This window comes from Nocardia sp. NPDC059240, assembly GCF_042753865.1.
Taxonomy (GTDB): domain Bacteria; phylum Actinomycetota; class Actinomycetes; order Mycobacteriales; family Mycobacteriaceae; genus Nocardia.
Window position 1 is genome coordinate 357,939 of the sequence record NZ_JBHZAC010000008.1, and the last position, 19,436, is coordinate 377,374.

Consider the following 19,436-nt stretch of genomic DNA (forward strand, 5'->3'; position numbering starts at 1 on the left):
GTCACGCCGAATCCGTCACCGCTCACCGACCACGCCGCCATCCGCACCACCGACGCCGCCCGGCGAGATCAACCGGCTCGATCACGCACAAAGTCTGGGAAGTACACGCAGAGAGCCGTTCTCGCGGCCGATTGTGCGCGCACAGGCCGGGTTGCCGGTCAGCCGGGGTCGGCGATTCGGGAGCCTCGGGTGGGTTCTTCGACGTTGGTGAAGGTTATCGAGCGGTCTTCCCATTCGGCGGCGGCTATTGGGGACTTGCCGGTGTCGATGCCCTCCACGTTGGTGAAGGTCATGGCGGTGATGTCTGCCGGGTCGGGGGCGGGGGTGGGCGGCGATTCTTCGACGGGCGGAGGCTGCGGGGTGGAGAGGAGGGCGGCTCGGATGTTCGGGGGGAGGTCGTTGAGGTTCACGCGGGCCAGCCGGGGTACTGGTCGAGGGTGGGGGCGGGGGTGTCGGATTCGGATTTGTAGTCGCGGTTGCGGAGGTTCGGGGGGACGGGGTTGTCGGGGCGGTCGGCGCAGATGTTGGGTTGACCTAGGCCGAGGACTCCCCCGTCAGCATCTGAATCCGTCATGTTCGCGTCGGTGACCTTCCACTCGCCGAACACATTTGAGGTCGGGTACCGTGCGGGACCTTCACCTGAGGAGAGACGGGTCGGGTGTCCGGCTGGCGGCTGTTGCAGGGTGAGACGGACCGTGCGGCCGGAACCTGACCCGTACGGACCGGATCCGATGTTCAGGATGGGCGAATAGCGGTCGCCATCAGGGGATTTGGTGACAGTGGCAGCGTTACTCGGTTTGTATACCACGTCGAGCGCGTCCACCCAGACACACATCACTGCTCGCCATTCCGGTGGGTCGGCCTGCGGCTGAGCGGATTCGTCCGTCCGCAGTTCCAGCAGGTGCGCGTAGAAGGTTCCTACCGTTCGTGTGACGCCCGGGCTGAAGATGCCCATCGTAACGCCGCCGATAACCATCTCGTGAGAGCCGAAATGCGGATATGCCTCCTTGTACCCGGGGTAGGAATACCTGGTCGGCTCCGGCCGGTCGCTATCAATTCCCAAGCTCCCGTAGGAGATGAACGCCGATTCCATGAACGCGCGCGCAACGATCGCCGGGTCTGTCGTCAAGCCCAATCCAGGCTCGGCGGACCAGCGGAAGTTGATCCCGGCCTGGTCCGGAATCCGATACAGCGGTGCGCTATTCGTTGTGCACGCCGCCGCGAGCGCCGCGACACCGAAGGCGACCGCTACCGGTCGCACTACTCGTTTGAATCGAACCATCTTCATCGTGGATGCATCTCCGATTGATCGTGGCCTGTTCTCCATCCGCTTTCATATGACAGTAGCCCGGGGAAAGCCCTTCTCATCTGATCACCAAAGTGCGCGAGGCTGTTCAGTCCATCCTCTCCGTCTAGCGCTTTGATGGCATCGAAGGACAAGATCTTGCCGTCACCGTCGAAGTATTGTCCGATGTTCGGATCCTGAGAATAGTTCGGATGATCGGGCGTCAAAGTCATTCCGGTGAGAATATTGTAGTACTGCTTCACCAAGCTGCCGTTTCCGCTGAGGTCGACGTTCGCCCCGATGTTCGGGGTTGATCCGAAAATCCAGTCCTTGAATCCCGGGGTGCCCATCTTCGACCCGAGCTCGGTGAAGTCGCTCACGGTAAAATCACCGGCAAATTTCTCGGTGAGGCCGGCAAGCCTGGGAATATGTTTCGCACCGAACGGAATGACGTCCTTCACAGAGTCGAAGATCGCCTTCTCCTCGTCCGATCGCAGCTTGGCGTCTTGGATACGCCCCTCTACCTCAAGCTTCACCCCAGCTTGCGCGGCCGTATCGATTCGGCCCGCGAACTCGCCGAGTGAGGAGTTGGCACCGCCGGTCGCACCGAATTGCTGATTCATCTGAGCGATACTCGCATATGCAGCTCGGTTGAAATCGCGGGCAGCCTCCCTATTCGAGTCGATGACGGCGAAGATATTCTTGACGTTCTCCGGTTCGATCTTCCCGAAACCACTGGTGCCGAACATCCCTTTGTCGGCACCGACCATATCGGGGATATACGCTCCCAGCGTCGAGCCGAGGGCCTTGGTCATCTTGGGATCGACCATACCGATCGAAAGATCGCCGCCGTGGAGGTGAAGCAGTTCGTTGCCGTGCGTGCTGGTGTAGTTCGCCAGCGCCCAGGACGCCTCCCCGGATTGCCGATTGAGGGTGGGATCCGCGGAGGTCGCCTCGCGCCCGGCAGTTTCGATGACTTTTGCGACGCCGTCTTCGTGGCCGTACCAGGTGTGATCGAGCAGATCTCCGACGTGTGACTGTGCGTCATAATGCCCTTGGGTCACCGTGCAATCCATATTGGTGCCGTACATCAGGTCGTGGACCGCCAGCCGGTCGCCGCCGGCTTGACTGAGCATCTTGTCGACGAGTTCGTTCGCACTGTGTGGATCTCCGGAGTTCACGACTATGTTCCCCTCGCTGACTCCGGCGATCTCGGCGGCCTGCTTGAGCAGACCGCGGTCGAGGTCACTGCCTTGGGCCAGCGCCGGATTGCCGTCGCCGAGCATGTTGAGGAACGTCTTGAAATCGCCCTCGCGGGGAATTTCAACCAGGTTGCCGGTGAACTCGCTGCCGCCGTCCTTCTCGTCCTGACGGGCCGGAGCGTCCTTCAGCAGTGTCTGAATCGAGGTGGGCAGCATCATCATTCCGCCCTGGTAGACCGTTTGGGTTGCGCCGCTGTCGGTGCCGTCGCCGCGGGTTTTGAGTTGCGGGTTGGAGATCAGTAGCATGGCGTCGGTGAGGCCGCCGCGCAGGAGTTTGCGCTGGTCTTCGGGGAGGTCGTCGCCGAGGTGGCCGATGGTGTCGACGCTCGACTTGTCGAGGTCCTTCATCAGTTCGGACAGGTAGTCGAATTGTCCTTGCGGGACGTCGATTTCCTTGCCGTTGTAGAGGTCGCTGAGTTGTTGATCGGTCAGGTGGGTGGCGGCTTTGAAGCGGGCGAGCTCGTCGGGTGTGGCCTTGCCCGCCTTGATGTCTGCCAGATCCTGGTCGGCGCGTTGGGGACTGAAGCCGGCGGACACGGGGGCGAGGGCCTGCATATCGGTGACGGCCTTGGCGATGGCCTGGGCGCAGGTGTCGTCGTCCGCGCCGAACTCCGCGGCCAGGCGCTGCAGCCGGACGGTCTGGTTGGCGGCCTCGTCGGAGCGGGTGGATTGCAACTGGTCGAGCTGGTCTTTGATGGTCTGGTCGTCGCCGGCTTGCTCGTAGGCTGTTTTGTAGTTGAACTTGTCGGTGACCGACCAGTCGGGTTCTACCTCGAAGCTCAAGCCGCGCAACACGTTCAGCGCGGACTTCAAGGTCTCCAGAGCCGGGGCCATGGTCTGCTGGCCGGTGCGGCACGCGCAGGCAAGATCCTCGAACGCGGTGGCCAGGGTGCGCATCTGTTTGCGTTCGAGGCTCGCGCGATGCTCGGCCCCCTTGCGTCCCTCCCCCGACCATCCCATGCCGTCGATGCAGCGTTCCAGATCGTCGGCCGTCGAGTTGAGCGCGGTCGCGGCGGCATCGGCGCGGGTGGCGAACCCGTCGAGATCGATCACCATCGAGTCCACTTGCGTGGGCGTCGGAACGGTCACTGCGGGATGACCCCCGAGTTCAGATCGCCGATGGCATCGAATCGGGCCGCGATCTGGGTGTCGGTGTCGAGGTACCAGGCCGCCGACGTGCGCATGATGGACGAGATCTCCTGGTACCGCCCGACCGCGACCGTCACGGCCTGCCGCTCGGCGGGTTCCAGCGACGGCAACGCGGCAGCGGTGGCCGGACCGCCGCGTTGCACGTGGATGAAGGTGTAGGCGGACGCTTTGTCATCGGACAACGACACCTTGTCCACCGTGTCCGCGAGCCCGTCGATCGTCTTCGCCGCCGCCTGCAATTCCTGCGCTGAAACCCGCATCTCATCCCCTCCCAAGGCTGTTCCCCCAGCCTCGCATATCGAATTCGGCAGGCCGATCGACACGCGGACGGCGACATTCCGGCTCACTTCGGGACAGCAACGCCCGGAACTCCGGGGCGAATCCGAATGTTCTTGCCGGTCAGCGCCTTTGGTATGGGGAGCGAGCACTTTCGAATCACGCGCATGAGCGCGGACTCACGACCCGATATCGGCACGGATCGGCCCCGAATTGCGAACATGAATTCTTGTCGACGAATCGGTGAGAGTCCGTCGTCGAGCACATTTCGATCCGGGAGGTCAGGAGAAGCGGGCGCGTTTGGTGAGGAGGGCGAGGCGGCCTCGGGGGGTGATGCGGTAGCGGCCTCGGAGGTGGGTGGGGGTGATGAGACCGCGGGATTCGAGGTGGGACAAGGCGGTTCGGGTGCGGTGAGAGGTCAGGGCGGCGGATTGTTGGATCTGTGGGGCCGTCAGGGTGTGGTCAGGGTGGAGGGCGGTGAGGACGGAGATTTCGGCGGGGGTCATGAGGTCACCTGATCGGGTGGGGGCGGCGGTGGCGGCCGGCGGGATGGGTTGGCGAGCAGGGGATGTCGAGGTGACCTCCGCCCGATAGGGAGAGACGAAGGGTGTCGTGGGGGTGGTCGTGAGACAGGCGGTAGGAGTCCCGCACGGTGAGAGCGATCACGGTCAGGCAGAGCACGATGATGGACAGCAGCGCCCATGCGTCCCAGGGCATTTCGGGCCTCCTACACGAACTCGGCGAATTCGGATGCTTACGAGGCCAGTAGACAACTGAGAACGCCAAAACGAGAACGACGAAGCGAGGAAACACCGATAATTAGCGCCAATTCCAGTTTGGACTACCCCGTATTGGCGCTTCCCAGATAGCGAGGCTAACGAAATGGCCGGATCTTCGCTTCCCCGTAGGGCATTGGGCCGAACCCTTCGCAACTACCGGACCCGCGCCGGGTACAAGCAGTCGGATGCAGGAGCGGTACTCGAGACATCCCCACAAAGCGTGAGTCGGATGGAGGACGGACAGCGAATCAAAATATCGACCGCCCAGATCAAAGTCCTGCTCGATTTCTACGGAATGTCCGAACCGAACTCCGAACGCGATGAGATCTTGAGCCTTTGGGCGGAGGTCAGGCGACACGATCAGATCGCGAAAGCGCAAGGTACGGGGCGAGGTTGGTGGCGATCCTATAGTGATCAGCTCGACGGACACTTCGATCACTATCTGAGCTTGGAAGCCGCCGCCAATCGCCTTACTTCACACCAGCTTTCGCTGATCCCCGGCTTGTTGCAGACCACCGAGTACCGCAGAGGATTGATTCAGGCTTCGGAGCTGGATCTGTCGGCGGTCAATATCGAGCGCCGGCTCGAGTTCGCAGCGCGGCGACGAGCACGTCTGGATGAGGACGACTTCTGGCTGGACGCACTGTTGTCAGAAGCAGTACTTCGGCATCACCCCGGCGGCCCGTCGGTGATGGCCGATCAGTTGCGATGGCTTGCGGAGGTCAGCGAGCACATGAGCGTGACGGTCCGGGTCGTGCCGTTCAATGTCGACGTCAACAGCGGGTTGTTGTTCCACTCGTTCACGCTCCTCGAATTCCCGCCTGTCACAAGCAGATCCGTCGAGCCACCGGTGGTCTATCTGGAAGGATACGAAGGGGCGCTGTATCTCGATCAAGCCGACTCGATCACCCGGTTTCGTAGGGCGATCACCAGCATTGAACGAGTAGCGTTGAGTGAGAACGCCAGCCGCGATCTGGTGTGGCGCATCGCGAAGGAGTGCACCGGGTGAGCTACGACCTTTCCAACGCCGAGTGGTTCAAGTCCAGTAAGTCGCCTAGCGCTTCGGAGTGCGTCGAGGTCGCCTTCGTAGGCGACGGGGCACACATCGTCGGGGTGCGGGACTCCAAGGATCCGGGTGGGCCTGCGCTCGTGTTCACCGGGGAGCAGTGGGATCGGTTCCTCGGGAGCCGTGTCTGGCGGTGACCCGTCTGACCGGGGTGGCGGGGTGGAGGCAGAGATCACCACCTCGGAATTTGCCCCGGTCGCTGGGGGTTTGCCATTGTGTAGGTAGACCCCGATCTGGGGCCCGGACGAGGGAGCCGTACCCGGTGTGCGACAAGACGGCCTTCGGAGGTTGTCATGTCCTGGTTGGTACTGGTTGTGTCCGGAGTATTCGAGGCGGTGTGGGCCACTGCGCTCGGGAAGTCCGAAGGGTTCAGCAAGCTCGGGCCTACCGCTGTGTTCGCGGTTGCGCTGGCGGTGAGCATGGCCGGGTTGGCGTATGCAATGCGGGGGTTGCCCGTCGGGACCGCGTACGCCGTGTGGGTGGGGATCGGGGCGGTGTTGACCGTCGTCTACTCCATGGCCACCGGCGGAATGCCCGTGAGTGCGGTCAAGCTGTTGTTCCTCGGTGGGATCGTGGCGTGCGTGATCGGGTTGAAGCTGGTCGGGTGACGGCTATTTCGCGGGCGGCAGGGTGACCACGTCCGCGGGGATCGACGGGACCGATTGGATGGTCTGGGTTTTGGCGGTGGGGTCGGGGAGCAACAGCCGCCAATCCTCGGAGACCCAGCGGACGGTCTCCGCGGTCGCGGTGATGCTGGCGTCGGAGTAAGTGGCGTAGACGGTTAGATCGGCGCGGTCGGGGGTGTATGCGGTGATCTTGTAGGCGGTGAGATGGGGGGCGACCGTCGGATTCGCGGGGGCGGTGATCGAGACCTGGGCGCGGGCCAGAACCCAGGAGTCCTTGGCGGGGCCGGGAATCAAGGAAATCGCCGCTACCTGCGGCCATACGCCGTCGGGGGCCAAGGCCAGACGGGTGCTGTGGTTGATGGCGGCCAGGGCCGCGCCCTGCGGGGTATGAGTGAAGCCGGCGGCGGTGGTGCCGAGTTTGCTGGGGCCGTCGTGGCCGCCGACGGGGAGCAGTACGCCCTGGTAGTTCTCCCAGTGCACATCGGCGGGAGCGCGGGCCGGATCGACGGTGGTGGTCGTGGTGGCGGAGGCACTGTGATCACTTGATCCGCAGGCCGAGACGGTGAGACCACACGCGGTGACGAGCAGCGTGACGGCCACGGCGGCGAAAGTTTGCGCATGGTGTGCTGGCTTGGCGCGCATGGGAATTCCTTCGGGCGGACCGCGGGGCGGTCGAGAAGTGTTGCGGTGACGCTGGTTCGAGCCCGTTGCGGGCGGCCGATCGGGACGATCCTATGGGTCACGAACAGTTGGGTTTAACAATTCGTCACTCCCGTCACGGATCCGGTTGTGGGACCCTGAGATCCGGGTAAGATCGGGTCCGCAACATGATCATCGCAGGTGGTGGGGTTTCATGATGGATCATCGGAACGCAGTTCCGGTGGGCCACCTGTGTTGTCGGCCAGTGGTGCGGAATGCCATGGCATCCGGGGGAATAGGGCCACAGGCCCACTGCTGTCCGTTCGGGGAAGGGGAATTGGGGATATGAAGACCAAGAAGACTTCGCTGTTACTGACCATGCTGCCGATCGCGCTGGTCGCCGGGCACGGCGTAGCCGCTGCCAACCCGGGCCAACCCGGCCTCGCCGTCCCCGGTGACGGGCAGCCCGGACTCAGCACCCAACCCCAAGCGCCCCAGCAATCCGCGCCCAGCCCGGCCGATTTCATTCCGGACCCGCCGATCCCGGCCCCGAACCGGCCCCGGCCGAAGCAGCAGACCACGCCGCAGCAGGACACGATCATCCAGCCTGGGCAGCAGCAGGTCCAGCCGACGGAACCGCAAGCTACGCAGCCGGATCAGCCTGCAGCTAATGCGCCCGAAGTGATGCCTGCAGATCCTCATCAGCTACGCGTCGGCACGAGCAAGGTTGAACTGCCGGACTTCATCGATACGAAGTCGCGCGACAAAGCGCAGTCGTACCTCGATATGGCGGAGTGGCAAGTTGCCGCGTTCTACGACAGTTTGGGATTCCCCCGCGACCAATCCGATCGGATGGCCGCCGGAAGTGTGTCGGGCAGCGTCGCGGGTGCTGGCGTTGGAATGGTCAGCACCGGGCTATTCGTGGTTGGCGGTTGCGCAGTCGGCGGAGTTATCGGCGGACTCGCTGGAGCAGCCATCGGCGGCATACCCACCGGCGGAGTTGGTGCTCCGGTCGGCGCGGGCATCGGTGGTTCTGTCGGATGCCTGGCAGGCTCCCTGGTCGCTGGCTTCCCCGGCATGTTCGTTGGTGCTGCGCTCGGCGCAGTAGCGGGCGGCGTACTCGGGGGTCTGACGGGCGGTACGCCAACAGTGCAGCCGGCCGCGCCGACGTCTCTCATCGATACTGCTGCGCAGGTGCCGCTTTCGGGGCAGGCCGGGGTTCCCGGGGTGCAGCCGGTGGCGGCGATCGCCGGGCTGCCCGCGCCGATCGCGCAGGTGGCCGCGCCCGTGGTGGAGGCGGCTGCGCCGGTGGTGCAGCAGGTGGCGAATACGGTGGAGCAGCAGGTCGCGCCGGTGGTGGAGGCTGCGGCTCCGGCGGTCGAGCAGGTCGTTTCGGGGGTGGGGCAGCAGGTGGCTGCCGCGGTGCCGGAGGCCTCGCCGATCGTCACGCAGGTGACGGATGCCGTGGATACGCAGGTGGATTCGCTACGGACGGCGGTGGCGCAGATGCCCGTGCTGACGCCCGAGGCGTTCATGGCCGCGATCCAGCCCGGTGCGTGACCGGACAACGACACGGATGACGCCGTGACCGCAGACAACGACTCCGCCACCGAATCCGCCCCCGGCCACCTATCCCCCACCCCGACCACACCGGCACCCCCACCCGCCGGAATCGAGCCCGCGGTAACCACACCCGCGCCCACCGGCACCCCACCGACCGGCCCCGAGCTCGCCACCACCCGCACCGGCCCCGGACCAACCGCACTGACCGGCCTCGCACCCCACACGGCGACAGCCGGATCCGAGCCCGCCACAGCCGGATCCGAACCCAGCACGGCCGAACCGACCGGATCTGGACCCAGCACGGCCAAACCGTCCGGATCCGAGACCGGCACAACCAGTCCCAGCGGACCCGACGTCGGCGCGACACCGCTCACCGGAACCGAGCCCAACACAACCACTCCCACCGGACTCGACATCGGCGCGACACCGCCCACCAGAACCGAGCCCGACGCAACCACTTCCACCGGGTCCGACATCGGCGCGACACCGCCCACCAGAACCGAGCCCGACGCAACCACTTCCACCGGACTCGACGTCGGCGCAACCTCGGGCGCTCGAGGTGAGGGCGGCCGGAGTGGGGGCGGGCTCGGGCGGCTCACCAGCGAGACCAGGCCGAGCAAGGCCGGATCCGGGCGACTCACGGGTGAGTCCGTGCGGCCGCGAACGGGGACCAGCGGTGAGGGCGCGTCCGGGAAGTCCGCCAGCGGGCGGCTCACCGGTGGCAGCACGCCGATCGTCGGAGTCGCGCGTAGCCGGGCGTCCGGTGATCTAGCCGCCGGCAATTCGGTCCCGGGTGGCGAGCGTGACGTGCGCGCTTCCGCCGACCAGGAAGCTGAGAGACCAGATTTTTCGGCGCTCGGGTCCAGCGATGAGGGATCAACGGTGGACACGTTCACCGCGGCCGTGCCTGGCGCGGCTGATCCGGCTACCCCCGAAACGCTCACGCCCCAAACATTCACGCCCGAATCAACCACGCCCGAATCAGCAAGGCAGAAATCGACCGTGCCCACATCGACCACGCCCGAGTCGACTACGGCTGGGCCGAATTCGACGAAGGCTCGGTCGAACCCGGCGGGATCGAGTGCGCCCGAGCCGGGTGCGAGCAGGTCGGGTACGGCGAGGTCGAGTACGGCCGAGCCGAGTGCGGCCGAATCAGCGAGGACCAGGGCGAACACGACCGGGTCGGCTGCGGGCTCTACGAACAAGACAGGGACGAGCGAGGCGGAAACGGGCTGGGCGGGAACGAGCGTGCGGGCGACGGGCGCGACGCGGGCCGACAATGCTCGGGAACGGGGCGGACATCCTTCGGAGCCGGACGGATTCGGCGGCGAGCCCGGTGCGGCCGGCTATTGGTCCGGGCCGACGACGTGGCGAAACAGTGAGACGGTCGCGGGCAACGGGCGGAACCCGGATCGGGGCGGTGGGCGGCCCGCCCTGCCCGAACTCGCGCCGACCGGAGGCGGGCAGCCGATCCGTTCCGCGGACGCGGCCACCGCGCCGGGGTGGGCGTCCTGGCTGAACGAATCGGCCTGGGCGAACCAGGAGAACGACCACGGACAAGGGCGCGCGCCGGCGGGCAGCCCGTACGATCTGGCGACCGAGGATCCGATGGCGGCGCTGGTCATCGAGGCGCGGCGGCGGGCGGCACAGACACAGCGGCGGATGCGGATTCGACGGCGGGCACTCGCAATTGCTGGAGTTTCGCTGGCCCTGGTGGTCGTGGCGGTCGTCGGCTGGTGGGGGCTCACCCCGGAGAAATCGAGTACCCCGCGGGCAATTCCGGTGCACGCCACCGCGAGCCCGTCCACGACGGGCGGGAATCAGCCGGGACTGATCGTGTGGTGCCAGGAACGCAATACGCCCGATCGGGTGAGCGGGGCCAGCGCCGGTGATCTCGGCACCGGGCCCGGCGTCATCATGCGCCTCGAATACGCCTGGTACGTACTGCGTGATCCGGCGGCCGTGCGCGCACTGCTCGCGCCCGACGCCAAGGTCGCGCCGGAACAGGCCACCCGCGACGCGATTACGGCCACACCCGCCGGGACCAAGCACTGCGTGAACATCACCGGCGTGGACCCCGACCACTGGAACGTCAGCATCGACGAGAAGCACCCGGACGGCACGCAGGTGTCCTGGCAACAGGTGATCACCACCGTCACCCGCGACGGGCAGGTCCGGATCAGCGCCATCACCGACGGAAGCCGGTGAGCCATGGTCGATATCGACGACCGGGTGCGCCCGGGCCCGGGGTCCGGGCCGTCCGAGGACCCACGCTCCGACTTCTGGTTCCGGCTAGACGATGGTGCGGCAGCCCAGCATCCCCCCGCAGCCCAGCACCCCTCCGCGCCACAGCACCCTTCCGCGCCCCAGCATCCCTCCGCGGCGCAGCATCCGTCCGCGGCGCAGCATCCCTCCGGGGTGCAGCAGGAGCCGGACGGTAGGCACTCGACGCAGGCTGAAGAGGATTCACGGCGGGCGGAGGTGGCGGCGCGGCTGGTGGAGGCGGTGCGGGCCGGAGGGGTTGGGGGCGAGGAGGATTCGGAGGTGGCGGCGCTCATGCAGCCGTCGCCGGGCGGGTCGCCGACCGACAGGGTGCCGTTGCGGGGCGGGCAGGGCCGGCTGGTGCGGGCGGCGTTGCCGCCGGTGCTGGTGCTGGGCGGGTCCGGATCGTCGGGGGCGACGACCGTCGCGCTGGGCTTGGCCGCGGCAGCGGGAGTGGACAGTGAGGGCGCGGTGTGGCCGGTCGTGGTCGATGCCACGCTCGGCGGCGGGGATGTGGCGTTGCGCGGATGCGACGCCGTCGCGCCGATGAGCACGCTGCAGAAGTGGCTGGGGACAAGCGATCCCGGAGTCGCCGCCACGGTGGGAGCGTGTTCGGGGCAGACCTCGACCGGGGTGCGGGTGCTCCCCCGGACGCCGGACCCGTTGCCGCGCCGGGAATCTCTGGTCTCGGCGGCACGGCATCTCGAAACCGCCGGGCTGCTAGGGGTTTTCGACGCGGGCGCACCCGTCACCAGCCGGTTGGCCGCACCACTGCTGGCCGACCCTCGGGTGGGGTTGGTGCTCACCGTCGCCGCACGACCCGATGCCATCAACCGGCTGCAGCCCGCACTGGGCTGGCTGGACGAGAATTTCGGGGAGTTCGTGGTCGGGGACGCCGTCATCGTGCTCACCGAACAGGTGCCCGGATCCGCGGCCACGGTACTCGAGCATGTGCGCACCCACCTCGGATCCTGGGTGCGGGCAATCGTGCAGGTGCCGTTCGACATTCACCTCGCCACCGGCGGCCCGATCACCTGGCATCGGCTCACCGCCGAAACCCGCGACGCCTACCTTGCCCTGCTGGGAGCGTTGCGATGAGCAGCCAACTCTTCGGATTCGCGGAGACGACGACAGCCGGGTCGCCCGCGCCGGAGCCGGTGCCGATGTGGCATCGGGCAGTACCGAATCGGCCCGCGCGGCCGCCACTGGTGTGGCTGGTCGGGGTGCACGGGGGCGCCGGGGTGAGCAGCCTGGCGGCGAGCCTGAGCTGGGCGGGCGATGCCGGGCAACGCTGGCCCGCACGCATCGGCCTGGTGGGGGACATGGATTCGCCGCTGGTGGTGTTGGTGGGGCGCAACCACTTACGCGGCGTCAACGCCCTGCAGCGGGCACTGCTGGCACATCAGGCGCAGGCGACGCCGGTCGGCAGCGCCGTGGTCGGCGTGCTGACCGTGGCGGATTCGGCTCGGCCACTGCCGATTCCGGTCGCCCAGCGACGTGAGGAGATGGAAGGGCTGGCGCTCGGCCTGGGTGCGCGCACCTGGCGGCTGGGCTGGCTCGAGCAGTGGCGGGCCCTGGAACCCTACGAACTGGCGGCCTGGGATCCCGCCGCCGGTCACACACCGGTCGACGACGGCGACCCCACTCGCACTCCCCCGCAACCGGTTCGGCTTCTGGCCGAGCAGATCCTCACCGCGGCCCGGACCGCCGGGGCGCGGATCACCGAACAGGCGCAGCACGGCCACCCGGCCGTCGATGAGCGCGGAATCAGCCAGTCCCTGACCTGAACGAGGTGCGACATGCATCGAAAACTGCTGCCCACCCTGAGATTCCGGAGCTCTACGCGGCAATCCCGGAGCCCGGCGGTGACCCTCCGGAGCTCGGCGCTGCTGACCGCCGCCGTCTGTGTGATCGCGACCGCGGCGGTCGGCCTGGCCAGCGGCGGGCCACCCGACACCACAGTGCCCATCGACAAATGCCCGGCCCTGTTCGCGCTCGGCATCCAGGGCACCGGTGAATCCTCCCCCGACGCCGCCGTCACCACCGACACCGGCATGCTCTCGGAAGTGTTCCGGCCCATGATGGCCGCCGCCTCCGACGCCGGACTCGTGGACCGCGCCTACGTCCCCTACGAGGCATCCTTCGGCGGGGCCACCTCGATCAGCACCGTCACCTACACCAAGTCCGTCGGCGACGGCCTGGACCGGCTGCGCTCCATGGCCAAACAGGTCGTGGACCGTTGCCCCAGCAGCAAATTGGCGATCGCCGGATACTCGCAGGGCGCGCACGTCGCCTCCCAGTTCGCGCAGGAGGTCGGGTCGGGGCAGGGCACCGTCCCGGCCGACCGGATCGCCGCGGTAGCGCTGTTCGGCGACCCCAACCGCAATGCCAACGCGCCGCTGTTCCCGGGCAAACCCGATCAGAAGCAGCCGACCGCCGCGCCGGGCACGGACGGCAAAGCGGTGTCCGGACTTTCGGATCCGCCCGCCACCAAGACCGCGTCCGGGGCGGGCATCGCACCCGACAGCGCCACCCTCGAGAACTTCGGCTCCCTCGTCGGCCGGGTCGCGGAATTCTGCACCGAAGGCGACCTGGCCTGCGACACCCCGGTGGGCGCGCCGCTGGTCCGCACCGTCGCCAATATCGCGGGGCAGGTGGAACTTTCAGCCGGTGACCCGATCGGATCGCTGAAGTCGATCGCGGAGGCGCTGGCGTTCACCTCGATCAAGACCGTCACCTCGGTGGTCAACAACGATGTGTCGGGCAACTCGATCTCGGATCTGTCGTATCAGCCGCAGAAGTCGATCTCGCAGCGCATTGCCGACGCCTCGAATCCGGCCAACCAGGTCGACATTCCGGGTGCGCTGCAGGCGCTGCTCAAGGTCGGGCTGATCGCGGTCAACTCCGTGGTGGCCGTGGTGAAGGACATCCTGACGCCCGCCAATATCGCCGAGATCGCCACCGCCGGACTCGCCAATCCCATTGCCGGACTGGCGGTCTTCGGGACCAAGCTGCTGGGCGCGGTCACCAACCTGGTGCCGCCCACCACCATCAGCCGGCTGGTGAGCCAGTCATTCTCGGCCGTCACCCAGAACATCACCGACAACAAGGATCTCCTCGACATCACCACCTGGGTGCGGTACTGGGACACCGCGCAGAAGCACGACTACACGCACGCGCAGGGCGCGGGATTCGGGGAGAGCCCCACCGACTGGGTCGGGCAGTGGTTCGCGGCGGTCGCACACGATCTGTCCGGGGCCGCGCAGTCCGGCGGCACTCCGCTCGGAGGCAGCGACAAGCCCAGTCTCGGAATGGATTTCGCGGGCACCTCGACCACCCCCACCAGCGTCGCGCCCAACGGGCAGTTCCCGCTCGGCGGGGATCCCTCCGCCACCGGCACCCCGTCCAGCGGGGCGCCGATCATGACCTTCACCCCCGGGACCAGCACGCCGCCCACCAGCGGGGCACCACTGATCCCCAACCTCGGCGCACAGGCGACACCATGAGCACCATCGAATCCGATTCGGCGACAACGCAACCGCCGGACCACGAGGGACCCGACGCCTACACCGGGCGCTGGTCGGACTGGATCTCCGGTGCGCCCGCAGCCGCCCCGGCGACCCGGGCACCCGCCTACCAGGAATACGAGCCCCGCGAATTCGACGACTACGACGACGAATTCGACGAGGACGAGTACTACGAACCCCGGGCACGATCGGGAGACGAACCGGCGCAGGCGACCGCCGCCCGCCGCTCATCCTGGTCGGAATACGGCGACGAACGGCGGCCGCTGAAGCGGCCCACCCGGCCGGCCCGGACCCGGCCCGCTCGCGGCGCGCTCACCGGGCGTGGAAGGCAGTGGGCGGTACCGCTGCTGGGGCTGCTGGCGGTGCTCGCGGTCACGGCGGCGATCGCCGTGCAGATCGCCAAGGTCACCGGGGACGCTGCACCCGCCAAACCGGGAGTCGCCACGCCACAGGCCGCCGTCGCCGTCACCACCGCGCCGCCGGGCACCGACCAGCCCGCCGCAGCGGTGCCCGCGGGACTGTGCCCCAACGAGACCAAGGGCGGCAATGTCCGGGGCAACGGGCCCGGCAGCACCAAGTCCGGGCCGGATGTCATTCTGGCGCTGCAGAATCGGTACTACGTCGACCGCAACGGCAAGGCGGTGCGGGAGATGTTCGCGCCCGACGCCGCCGCGCCGACGGTCGAGCAGATCCAAGCCGGGATCGACTCCATACCGGTCGGCACCACCTACTGTGTGCAGATCATGCCCGGACCCTTCGACGGGCAGCATGTGATGGTGGTCAGCGAGCAGCATCCGGATGCCACCAAGCGCACCTGGTCACCGCAACTGGTCATCACCACCAAGGTCGGCGACGCCACCCTCATCTCCGCCATCGTCCCGATGAACGAAGACACCCCCAAATAACCCGTCTCCCACCCCGTCAACATGCACTGGCGTAGGCATCCACCGAGAAGACACCGCCACCAACGCATTCTCACCGCCGGAGTGGGTGCACCCTGGAGCGGTCGCAGCACAGGATCGGCCACACAGGTTCAGGACGGCACGGGGCGACGCAGGGGCATCGGTGCCACGGGCTCAGTGCGCGAGCGGCACGGGTTGGGACGCGAGCGGCACAGGCCATCGGCGCGAGGCGGGCACAGCGTCGGAGCCCAGCGCCGAGTGGGGTCAGGCGTTGTCCGGCAGGATCAGGAGGCGGGAGTGAGGGCGGGGGGTTGCCATTTGCCCTGGGCGGCTTCGGGTTTGGGGGCGTAGAGGCGAAGGGTGAGGGAGAACTTGCCGGTGGCGGGGATGGGGAGCCAGTTGCCGGTGGGGACCGCTGGGCCGGGGTCGCCGTTCTGGACGGTGAGGTCGAGGGAACCGTCGGGGTTCTTGGTGACCGGGATCTGGTGGCCTACCGCGTAGATGTTGGCGGGGTTGGGGATCAGGAAGCTGTCGGCGTCGTAGGCGGTGATCGACCAGAAGGCGTCCACCGGGGGTAGCTGGTCGGGCGCGAAATGCAGGCGGAAGCGCTGGGGTGTGCCGTTGGTGTCAGCCGTGCCCGACAGCGTGGGGTAGAGGGCGTCCTGGGGCAGATTCGCGCCGAGGGCGAAGTAGGCGGTATGCGCGCGCAGGGCGTAGTTGGTGCCATAAGTACCCAGGTCGGTCGAATACGACCAGCCGTTGACGTTCGCGCCGTGCGGGTCCTGATAGTCGGCCAGCTGCTTCTTCCCGGCCTCGACACCGGCGGTCAAGACCGCGGCATCGGCGAAAGGCGTGCCGCCGGGCTTGATTCCCAAGGTGGCGAAGCGGTTCAGGGCGGCGGTGTCGGCCGCGCCGGGCGGGTTGGCCGACATGAGCGTGCAGAGTTTGGTGAAGAAGGCCGGGCCATCCAGGGCCGCGACCTCCTGCGAGGGTGACGCGCCCCGGACGCCCGCGCTGAAAGGCACACCGGGCGTGGCGATTCCGGGATCGGCCAGATATCCGCTCAACGGGGCGAGCAGCAGCTTGGACTGGATGGCGCGCACGGCGGGAATATCGTCGGACCCGTTGACCTGGACACGGCCGATGATCCAGACGGTATTGGTCGGCATCGCCAGCCGCGTCATGCCTTCCGGCACGTCACCCGACCAGCCGGGGCCGGTGATCAGATACGTGAACGGCGGGGTCGGCCCGGCCGCGGTCACCTGCGGGCGGAGGCTGCTCGGATCGTGGGTGGTGTTGGTCCACGCGTCGAGCAACTGCATCAGCCAGTACCGGTCGGCTTCCATGCCGGGGACGCGCAGCACCAGCGGCTCGGCGGTCAGGTCCAGCCAGGCCTGCGAGTACAGGGTGTCGAGGTTGACCCGCACCACGACCCGGTCGTCAGGGCCCGGCAACGAATCGGCATGCACGAATTGATTGATCGGGCTGCCCGCCGCACGGGTGGCGTCCATGAGGACCAGTGGATAGCCGAAGGTGTAGGCATCCGTCGCGATCGCCGTGGGGTCGTTGCTCGCCGAGGTGGTGGTCGCGCTGCTGCCACTGTCTTTGCTGCTGGATCCGCAGGCGGAGAGCGCGGCCCCGGCGGCCACCGCCAGGCCCATACCGAACAGTCCACGGCGACTGACACTGCCGAACATCTCCGACACAACGACCTCCTCGAGAGTTGGATCCGAGCCGGCTGAGCATTTCGCAACCTCTTGGCAATCAATGCCGCTCCGACGCTAACAAGGGCGGCACGCCGACGGTGGAATTTCAGGGGTCGACTCACATGAGGAACTCGCCGTTTGCCAGGCGTTTTGGAAATGCGGCACGGGTCGGCTATCGTTCTTTCTCGCAGCCGGACGGGCCGAAACAACCCGGATGGACGCAAATGCGGATGTAGCGCAGCTGGTAGCGCATCACCTTGCCAAGGTGAGGGTCGCGAGTTCGAATCTCGTCATCCGCTCAATTTCTTCCCTCCGCCCCGGAAATTTTCCGGGGCTTTCGGAGTTTTTCCGAAGCTCTCAGAGCAAACTCACCGCTTTCTCGAAGCATCTTCACCAGTGTCTCGCAGCACGAGCACAGCGAAAGCTGTTCTTACGCAGTAGATCTCACAGGCATCCCGGGCATGTCGCCGCCGTTTCGCGGTACCTTTGCAGGGTGACCCTCTTGCTCAGCGCCTTTCACGACACTGTGCTCTCCCAACATGCCGTGCTCGCCCAGCTCGGCAACCCCACTCCGGAGACACCCCCGGTGGCCGACAAGCTCATGAAGCTCGTCCGCTACTTCACCTGGTTCGTGCTGTTGTCGGGGGTCATGGCCATCACCTACGCGGGTGGCCGCTTCGCCTGGGAGAAATGGTCCGGCAGCGGCCTCGCCTCGCCGAAGATGGTCGCCGGAGCCATGATCGGCGGCATCATCGCCACCAGCGCCGGCACCATCATGAACGCGGTCATCACCACCTAACCTCGCTCACGCCCCACCCTGCGCCGGATCTCGCGTCCGGCCATGGATTCGGCGCTGCCCGAGCACATTTCGCAGCTACCCGAGCACATTTCGCAACGGGCCGCCCACTCCCCGGCGGCCCGATGCCCGACGACCCGGCGCATACTCTCCGCCCGGATCGCGGGCTCCCGCCCATCGCGCGCGAACGCCCGGCTCGGCAAGTTCAGGGGCTATCTGCCCGGCATCATCACGCCAATGGGCGAGTGAGCGACCGCAGAGCTGGTCGGCATGTCCGGGGCGGGTGGGGTGGTTGTGTCGGTGGGCGCGGTTAGGCTCGTCGAACGGATTGGCGAGGACGGGTAGGGGACGCGTTGACGACGAGTGATGCAGGGATCACGCGGAGGGTGCCGCGGGAGGATCCGGCCGACGGGGTGGACTTCGGGCTGGAACACGTCAATGAGGTGCTGGCCGGGATGGTCGGGGAGGTGGCGGCGGATCGGCCGCGCGACGCGGAGCTGATGACGTGCCGGTTAGGGCTGGACGGGGAGAGCCCGGAGACGTTGATGCTGCTGGGGGCGCGCTTCGGGGTGTCACGGGATCGAGCGCGGCAGTTGTACACCCGGGCCGTGGGAGTGATGGTGCGGCAGGCGCTGGCCACCGGGGAACCGGATCTGGGCGTGTTCGCGGCGCGGTATCCGGTCGGGTGGGGTGACGAGCGGCTGGTACGGACCCTGCTCGCGGAAACCTATGCCACCGACGGGGATATCGCGGCGCAGGACTGGGCGTATCTGAAGCTGCGGCTGGCCGGGCACGATCTGCAGGATTCGAAACGGCTGGCGGGGTTCGTGTTCCAGCGCATCGCCGGCTGGCAGCAGAAGGGGCGCTGGCATCTGCTGCCCGCGGCGCACCCCGACGAGGCGCCGGACGATATGTGGAACACCTGGCTCCCGCGCGTCGAATGGCCCGGCGGCACACCCGAACCGGTTCCGGTGCTTCCGGCCGGACGCCTCGACTACGAGGACGACGGGCGCGGCCGCATGTACTCCGAAAAGCTCGGGCGCGAAGTCACTTTCGACACCGCGCTGCAGGCGCGGCTGTTGCGCGCCCTCGACGCGAGCCCACGAGTGGCCACCTTCGCCGAGCTTCCGGTCGCCGTCGGCTACGAGCTCGACGGCAGCGACCGTGTCCACTACCCCACCGCCGCAGCCACATTCGCCGACGGCCGCACCGTGCTGATCGACGTACTCCCCCTCGCCCACACCGCGCTGCATCCCCAGCGCGCCCGCGCGGCCGCTACCCGAGGGCACGCCTTCGCACGCGGCTGGGGCTGGCTCAGCTGGACCGGCAGTCGCGACGGCATCCCGGAACTGCTGTCCCGCAAGGTGAACCCCCACTACGAGGCCACCCTTACCGCCCGCCTCGCCACCGGCCCACTCACCTGGCAGGCCCTCGACACCTACCGCGCCGACACCGGGCTGGAACTGCTGGACCTGGCCGCCCTGACCCTGCGCCACGACTGGCATTGGCACCGAGCCCCCTTCCGCCTGACCCTGGACACGCGCAGCACCCCATAAACCTCAGCCAAGCGGGCAATTCGGACATGGCCGCGGCCTTCG

Annotated in this window: 20 protein-coding genes, 1 tRNA gene and 1 riboswitch; of the genes, 13 read left to right on the forward strand and 8 right to left on the reverse strand. The window is 67.3% G+C overall.

The window, feature by feature from the left end:
* Positions 1-158: 158 nt before the first annotated feature.
* The 6 genes from ACFXHA_RS29180 to ACFXHA_RS29205 all read right to left on the reverse strand — a co-directional run bounded on the left by ACFXHA_RS29180 (position 159) and on the right by ACFXHA_RS29205 (position 4,689).
* Positions 159-410, reverse strand: a complete 252-nt coding sequence (locus ACFXHA_RS29180) for a hypothetical protein (protein WP_379362167.1) — start codon at positions 408-410, stop codon at positions 159-161.
* Entirely contained in the window at positions 407-1,288 is an 882-nt protein-coding gene (locus tag ACFXHA_RS29185) for a hypothetical protein (RefSeq protein WP_379362168.1), read from the reverse strand. The genes ACFXHA_RS29180 and ACFXHA_RS29185 overlap by 4 nt, the downstream gene beginning before the upstream one ends.
* Positions 1,285-3,603 (reverse strand): hypothetical protein, encoded by a 2,319-nt coding sequence (locus ACFXHA_RS29190; RefSeq protein WP_379362169.1) that lies wholly within the window; start codon positions 3,601-3,603, stop codon positions 1,285-1,287. Before ACFXHA_RS29190 ends, ACFXHA_RS29185 begins: the two co-directional genes overlap by 4 nt.
* A gap of 29 nt (positions 3,604-3,632) precedes the next feature.
* Positions 3,633-3,956, reverse strand: coding sequence for a type VII secretion target (locus tag ACFXHA_RS29195; protein WP_379362170.1), 324 nt, complete (start codon positions 3,954-3,956; stop codon positions 3,633-3,635).
* A gap of 297 nt (positions 3,957-4,253) precedes the next feature.
* Positions 4,254-4,478: a hypothetical protein gene (locus ACFXHA_RS29200; RefSeq protein ID WP_379362171.1), complete on the reverse strand. Its 225-nt coding sequence runs from the start codon at positions 4,476-4,478 to the stop codon at positions 4,254-4,256.
* Positions 4,479-4,482: 4 nt separating this feature from the next.
* On the reverse strand, positions 4,483-4,689 hold the full coding sequence (locus ACFXHA_RS29205) for a hypothetical protein (protein WP_379362172.1): 207 nt from the start codon (positions 4,687-4,689) through the stop codon (positions 4,483-4,485).
* Between the two features lie 165 nt (positions 4,690-4,854).
* On the opposite strand from ACFXHA_RS29205, the gene ACFXHA_RS29210 reads away from it, so the two are divergent.
* From ACFXHA_RS29210 to ACFXHA_RS29220, 3 genes are all read left to right on the forward strand, one after another.
* Positions 4,855-5,760 carry a helix-turn-helix domain-containing protein gene (locus ACFXHA_RS29210; RefSeq protein ID WP_379362173.1) on the forward strand — a complete coding sequence of 302 codons (906 nt, stop codon included), beginning with the start codon at positions 4,855-4,857 and terminating at the stop codon, positions 5,758-5,760.
* Positions 5,757-5,954, forward strand: a complete 198-nt coding sequence (locus ACFXHA_RS29215) for a DUF397 domain-containing protein (protein WP_379362174.1) — start codon at positions 5,757-5,759, stop codon at positions 5,952-5,954. Before ACFXHA_RS29210 ends, ACFXHA_RS29215 begins: the two co-directional genes overlap by 4 nt.
* Positions 5,955-6,038: 84 nt before the next feature.
* A riboswitch (guanidine-III (ykkC-III) riboswitch) is annotated at positions 6,039-6,101 on the forward strand.
* Positions 6,102-6,110: 9 nt separating this feature from the next.
* Positions 6,111-6,425: a DMT family transporter gene (locus ACFXHA_RS29220; protein ID WP_379362175.1), complete on the forward strand. Its 315-nt coding sequence runs from the start codon at positions 6,111-6,113 to the stop codon at positions 6,423-6,425.
* A 3-nt stretch (positions 6,426-6,428) separates the two neighbouring features.
* Here ACFXHA_RS29220 and ACFXHA_RS29225 read toward each other — a convergent pair whose 3' ends face one another.
* Positions 6,429-7,085 carry a hypothetical protein gene (locus ACFXHA_RS29225; RefSeq protein WP_379362176.1) on the reverse strand — a complete coding sequence of 219 codons (657 nt, stop codon included), beginning with the start codon at positions 7,083-7,085 and terminating at the stop codon, positions 6,429-6,431.
* A gap of 342 nt (positions 7,086-7,427) precedes the next feature.
* Here ACFXHA_RS29225 and ACFXHA_RS29230 point away from each other — a divergent pair, with 342 nt between their 5' ends.
* The 6 genes from ACFXHA_RS29230 to ACFXHA_RS29255 all read left to right on the forward strand — a co-directional run bounded on the left by ACFXHA_RS29230 (position 7,428) and on the right by ACFXHA_RS29255 (position 15,339).
* A complete protein-coding gene (locus ACFXHA_RS29230; RefSeq protein ID WP_379362177.1) occupies positions 7,428-8,642 on the forward strand; it encodes a hypothetical protein in 1,215 nt (404 codons plus the stop codon).
* A gap of 1,251 nt (positions 8,643-9,893) precedes the next feature.
* On the forward strand, positions 9,894-10,853 hold the full coding sequence (locus ACFXHA_RS29235) for a hypothetical protein (RefSeq protein ID WP_379362178.1): 960 nt from the start codon (positions 9,894-9,896) through the stop codon (positions 10,851-10,853).
* 3 nt (positions 10,854-10,856) lie between these two features.
* The gene (locus ACFXHA_RS29240; protein WP_379362179.1) at positions 10,857-12,005 is read left to right on the forward strand and encodes a MinD/ParA family protein; all 1,149 of its coding nucleotides are present in this window, start codon (positions 10,857-10,859) and stop codon (positions 12,003-12,005) included.
* Positions 12,002-12,694: a hypothetical protein gene (locus tag ACFXHA_RS29245; RefSeq protein ID WP_379362180.1), complete on the forward strand. Its 693-nt coding sequence runs from the start codon at positions 12,002-12,004 to the stop codon at positions 12,692-12,694. The genes ACFXHA_RS29240 and ACFXHA_RS29245 overlap by 4 nt, the downstream gene beginning before the upstream one ends.
* A 78-nt stretch (positions 12,695-12,772) precedes the next feature.
* Positions 12,773-14,413: a cutinase family protein gene (locus ACFXHA_RS29250; protein ID WP_379362181.1), complete on the forward strand. Its 1,641-nt coding sequence runs from the start codon at positions 12,773-12,775 to the stop codon at positions 14,411-14,413.
* Positions 14,410-15,339, forward strand: coding sequence for a hypothetical protein (locus ACFXHA_RS29255; RefSeq protein WP_379362182.1), 930 nt, complete (start codon positions 14,410-14,412; stop codon positions 15,337-15,339). The genes ACFXHA_RS29250 and ACFXHA_RS29255 overlap by 4 nt, the downstream gene beginning before the upstream one ends.
* 281 nt (positions 15,340-15,620) lie before the next feature.
* On the opposite strand, the gene ACFXHA_RS29260 is transcribed toward ACFXHA_RS29255, so the two are convergent.
* Positions 15,621-17,033, reverse strand: a complete 1,413-nt coding sequence (locus ACFXHA_RS29260; RefSeq protein WP_379362309.1) for a DUF1254 domain-containing protein — start codon at positions 17,031-17,033, stop codon at positions 15,621-15,623.
* 235 nt (positions 17,034-17,268) lie between these two features.
* On the opposite strand from ACFXHA_RS29260, the gene ACFXHA_RS29265 reads away from it, so the two are divergent.
* The 4 genes from ACFXHA_RS29265 to ACFXHA_RS29280 all read left to right on the forward strand — a co-directional run bounded on the left by ACFXHA_RS29265 (position 17,269) and on the right by ACFXHA_RS29280 (position 19,394).
* Positions 17,269-17,341, forward strand: a tRNA-Gly gene (locus ACFXHA_RS29265).
* 194 nt (positions 17,342-17,535) lie between these two features.
* Positions 17,536-17,841 (forward strand): hypothetical protein, encoded by a 306-nt coding sequence (locus tag ACFXHA_RS29270; protein WP_379362183.1) that lies wholly within the window; start codon positions 17,536-17,538, stop codon positions 17,839-17,841.
* A 42-nt stretch (positions 17,842-17,883) separates the two neighbouring features.
* Positions 17,884-18,087, forward strand: a complete 204-nt coding sequence (locus ACFXHA_RS29275; RefSeq protein WP_379362184.1) for a hypothetical protein — start codon at positions 17,884-17,886, stop codon at positions 18,085-18,087.
* A 137-nt stretch (positions 18,088-18,224) separates the two neighbouring features.
* Positions 18,225-19,394: a hypothetical protein gene (locus ACFXHA_RS29280; protein ID WP_379362185.1), complete on the forward strand. Its 1,170-nt coding sequence runs from the start codon at positions 18,225-18,227 to the stop codon at positions 19,392-19,394.
* Positions 19,395-19,436: the final 42 nt, after the last annotated feature.

Coding starts and splice junctions, on each gene's coding strand:
- ACFXHA_RS29210 (WP_379362173.1), top strand. CDS start 4,855: ATGGCCGGATCTTCGCTTCCCCGTAGGGCATTGGGCCGAACCCTTCGC.
- ACFXHA_RS29200 (WP_379362171.1), bottom strand. CDS start 4,478: ATGACCCCCGCCGAAATCTCCGTCCTCACCGCCCTCCACCCTGACCAC.
- ACFXHA_RS29185 (WP_379362168.1), bottom strand. CDS start 1,288: ATGAAGATGGTTCGATTCAAACGAGTAGTGCGACCGGTAGCGGTCGCC.
- ACFXHA_RS29275 (WP_379362184.1), top strand. CDS start 17,884: ATGGATTCGGCGCTGCCCGAGCACATTTCGCAGCTACCCGAGCACATT.
- ACFXHA_RS29255 (WP_379362182.1), top strand. CDS start 14,410: ATGAGCACCATCGAATCCGATTCGGCGACAACGCAACCGCCGGACCAC.
- ACFXHA_RS29225 (WP_379362176.1), bottom strand. CDS start 7,085: ATGCGCGCCAAGCCAGCACACCATGCGCAAACTTTCGCCGCCGTGGCC.
- ACFXHA_RS29230 (WP_379362177.1), top strand. CDS start 7,428: ATGAAGACCAAGAAGACTTCGCTGTTACTGACCATGCTGCCGATCGCG.
- ACFXHA_RS29195 (WP_379362170.1), bottom strand. CDS start 3,956: ATGCGGGTTTCAGCGCAGGAATTGCAGGCGGCGGCGAAGACGATCGAC.
- ACFXHA_RS29205 (WP_379362172.1), bottom strand. CDS start 4,689: ATGCCCTGGGACGCATGGGCGCTGCTGTCCATCATCGTGCTCTGCCTG.
- ACFXHA_RS29190 (WP_379362169.1), bottom strand. CDS start 3,603: ATGGTGATCGATCTCGACGGGTTCGCCACCCGCGCCGATGCCGCCGCG.
- ACFXHA_RS29245 (WP_379362180.1), top strand. CDS start 12,002: ATGAGCAGCCAACTCTTCGGATTCGCGGAGACGACGACAGCCGGGTCG.
- ACFXHA_RS29260 (WP_379362309.1), bottom strand. CDS start 17,033: ATGTTCGGCAGTGTCAGTCGCCGTGGACTGTTCGGTATGGGCCTGGCG.
- ACFXHA_RS29220 (WP_379362175.1), top strand. CDS start 6,111: ATGTCCTGGTTGGTACTGGTTGTGTCCGGAGTATTCGAGGCGGTGTGG.
- ACFXHA_RS29240 (WP_379362179.1), top strand. CDS start 10,857: ATGGTCGATATCGACGACCGGGTGCGCCCGGGCCCGGGGTCCGGGCCG.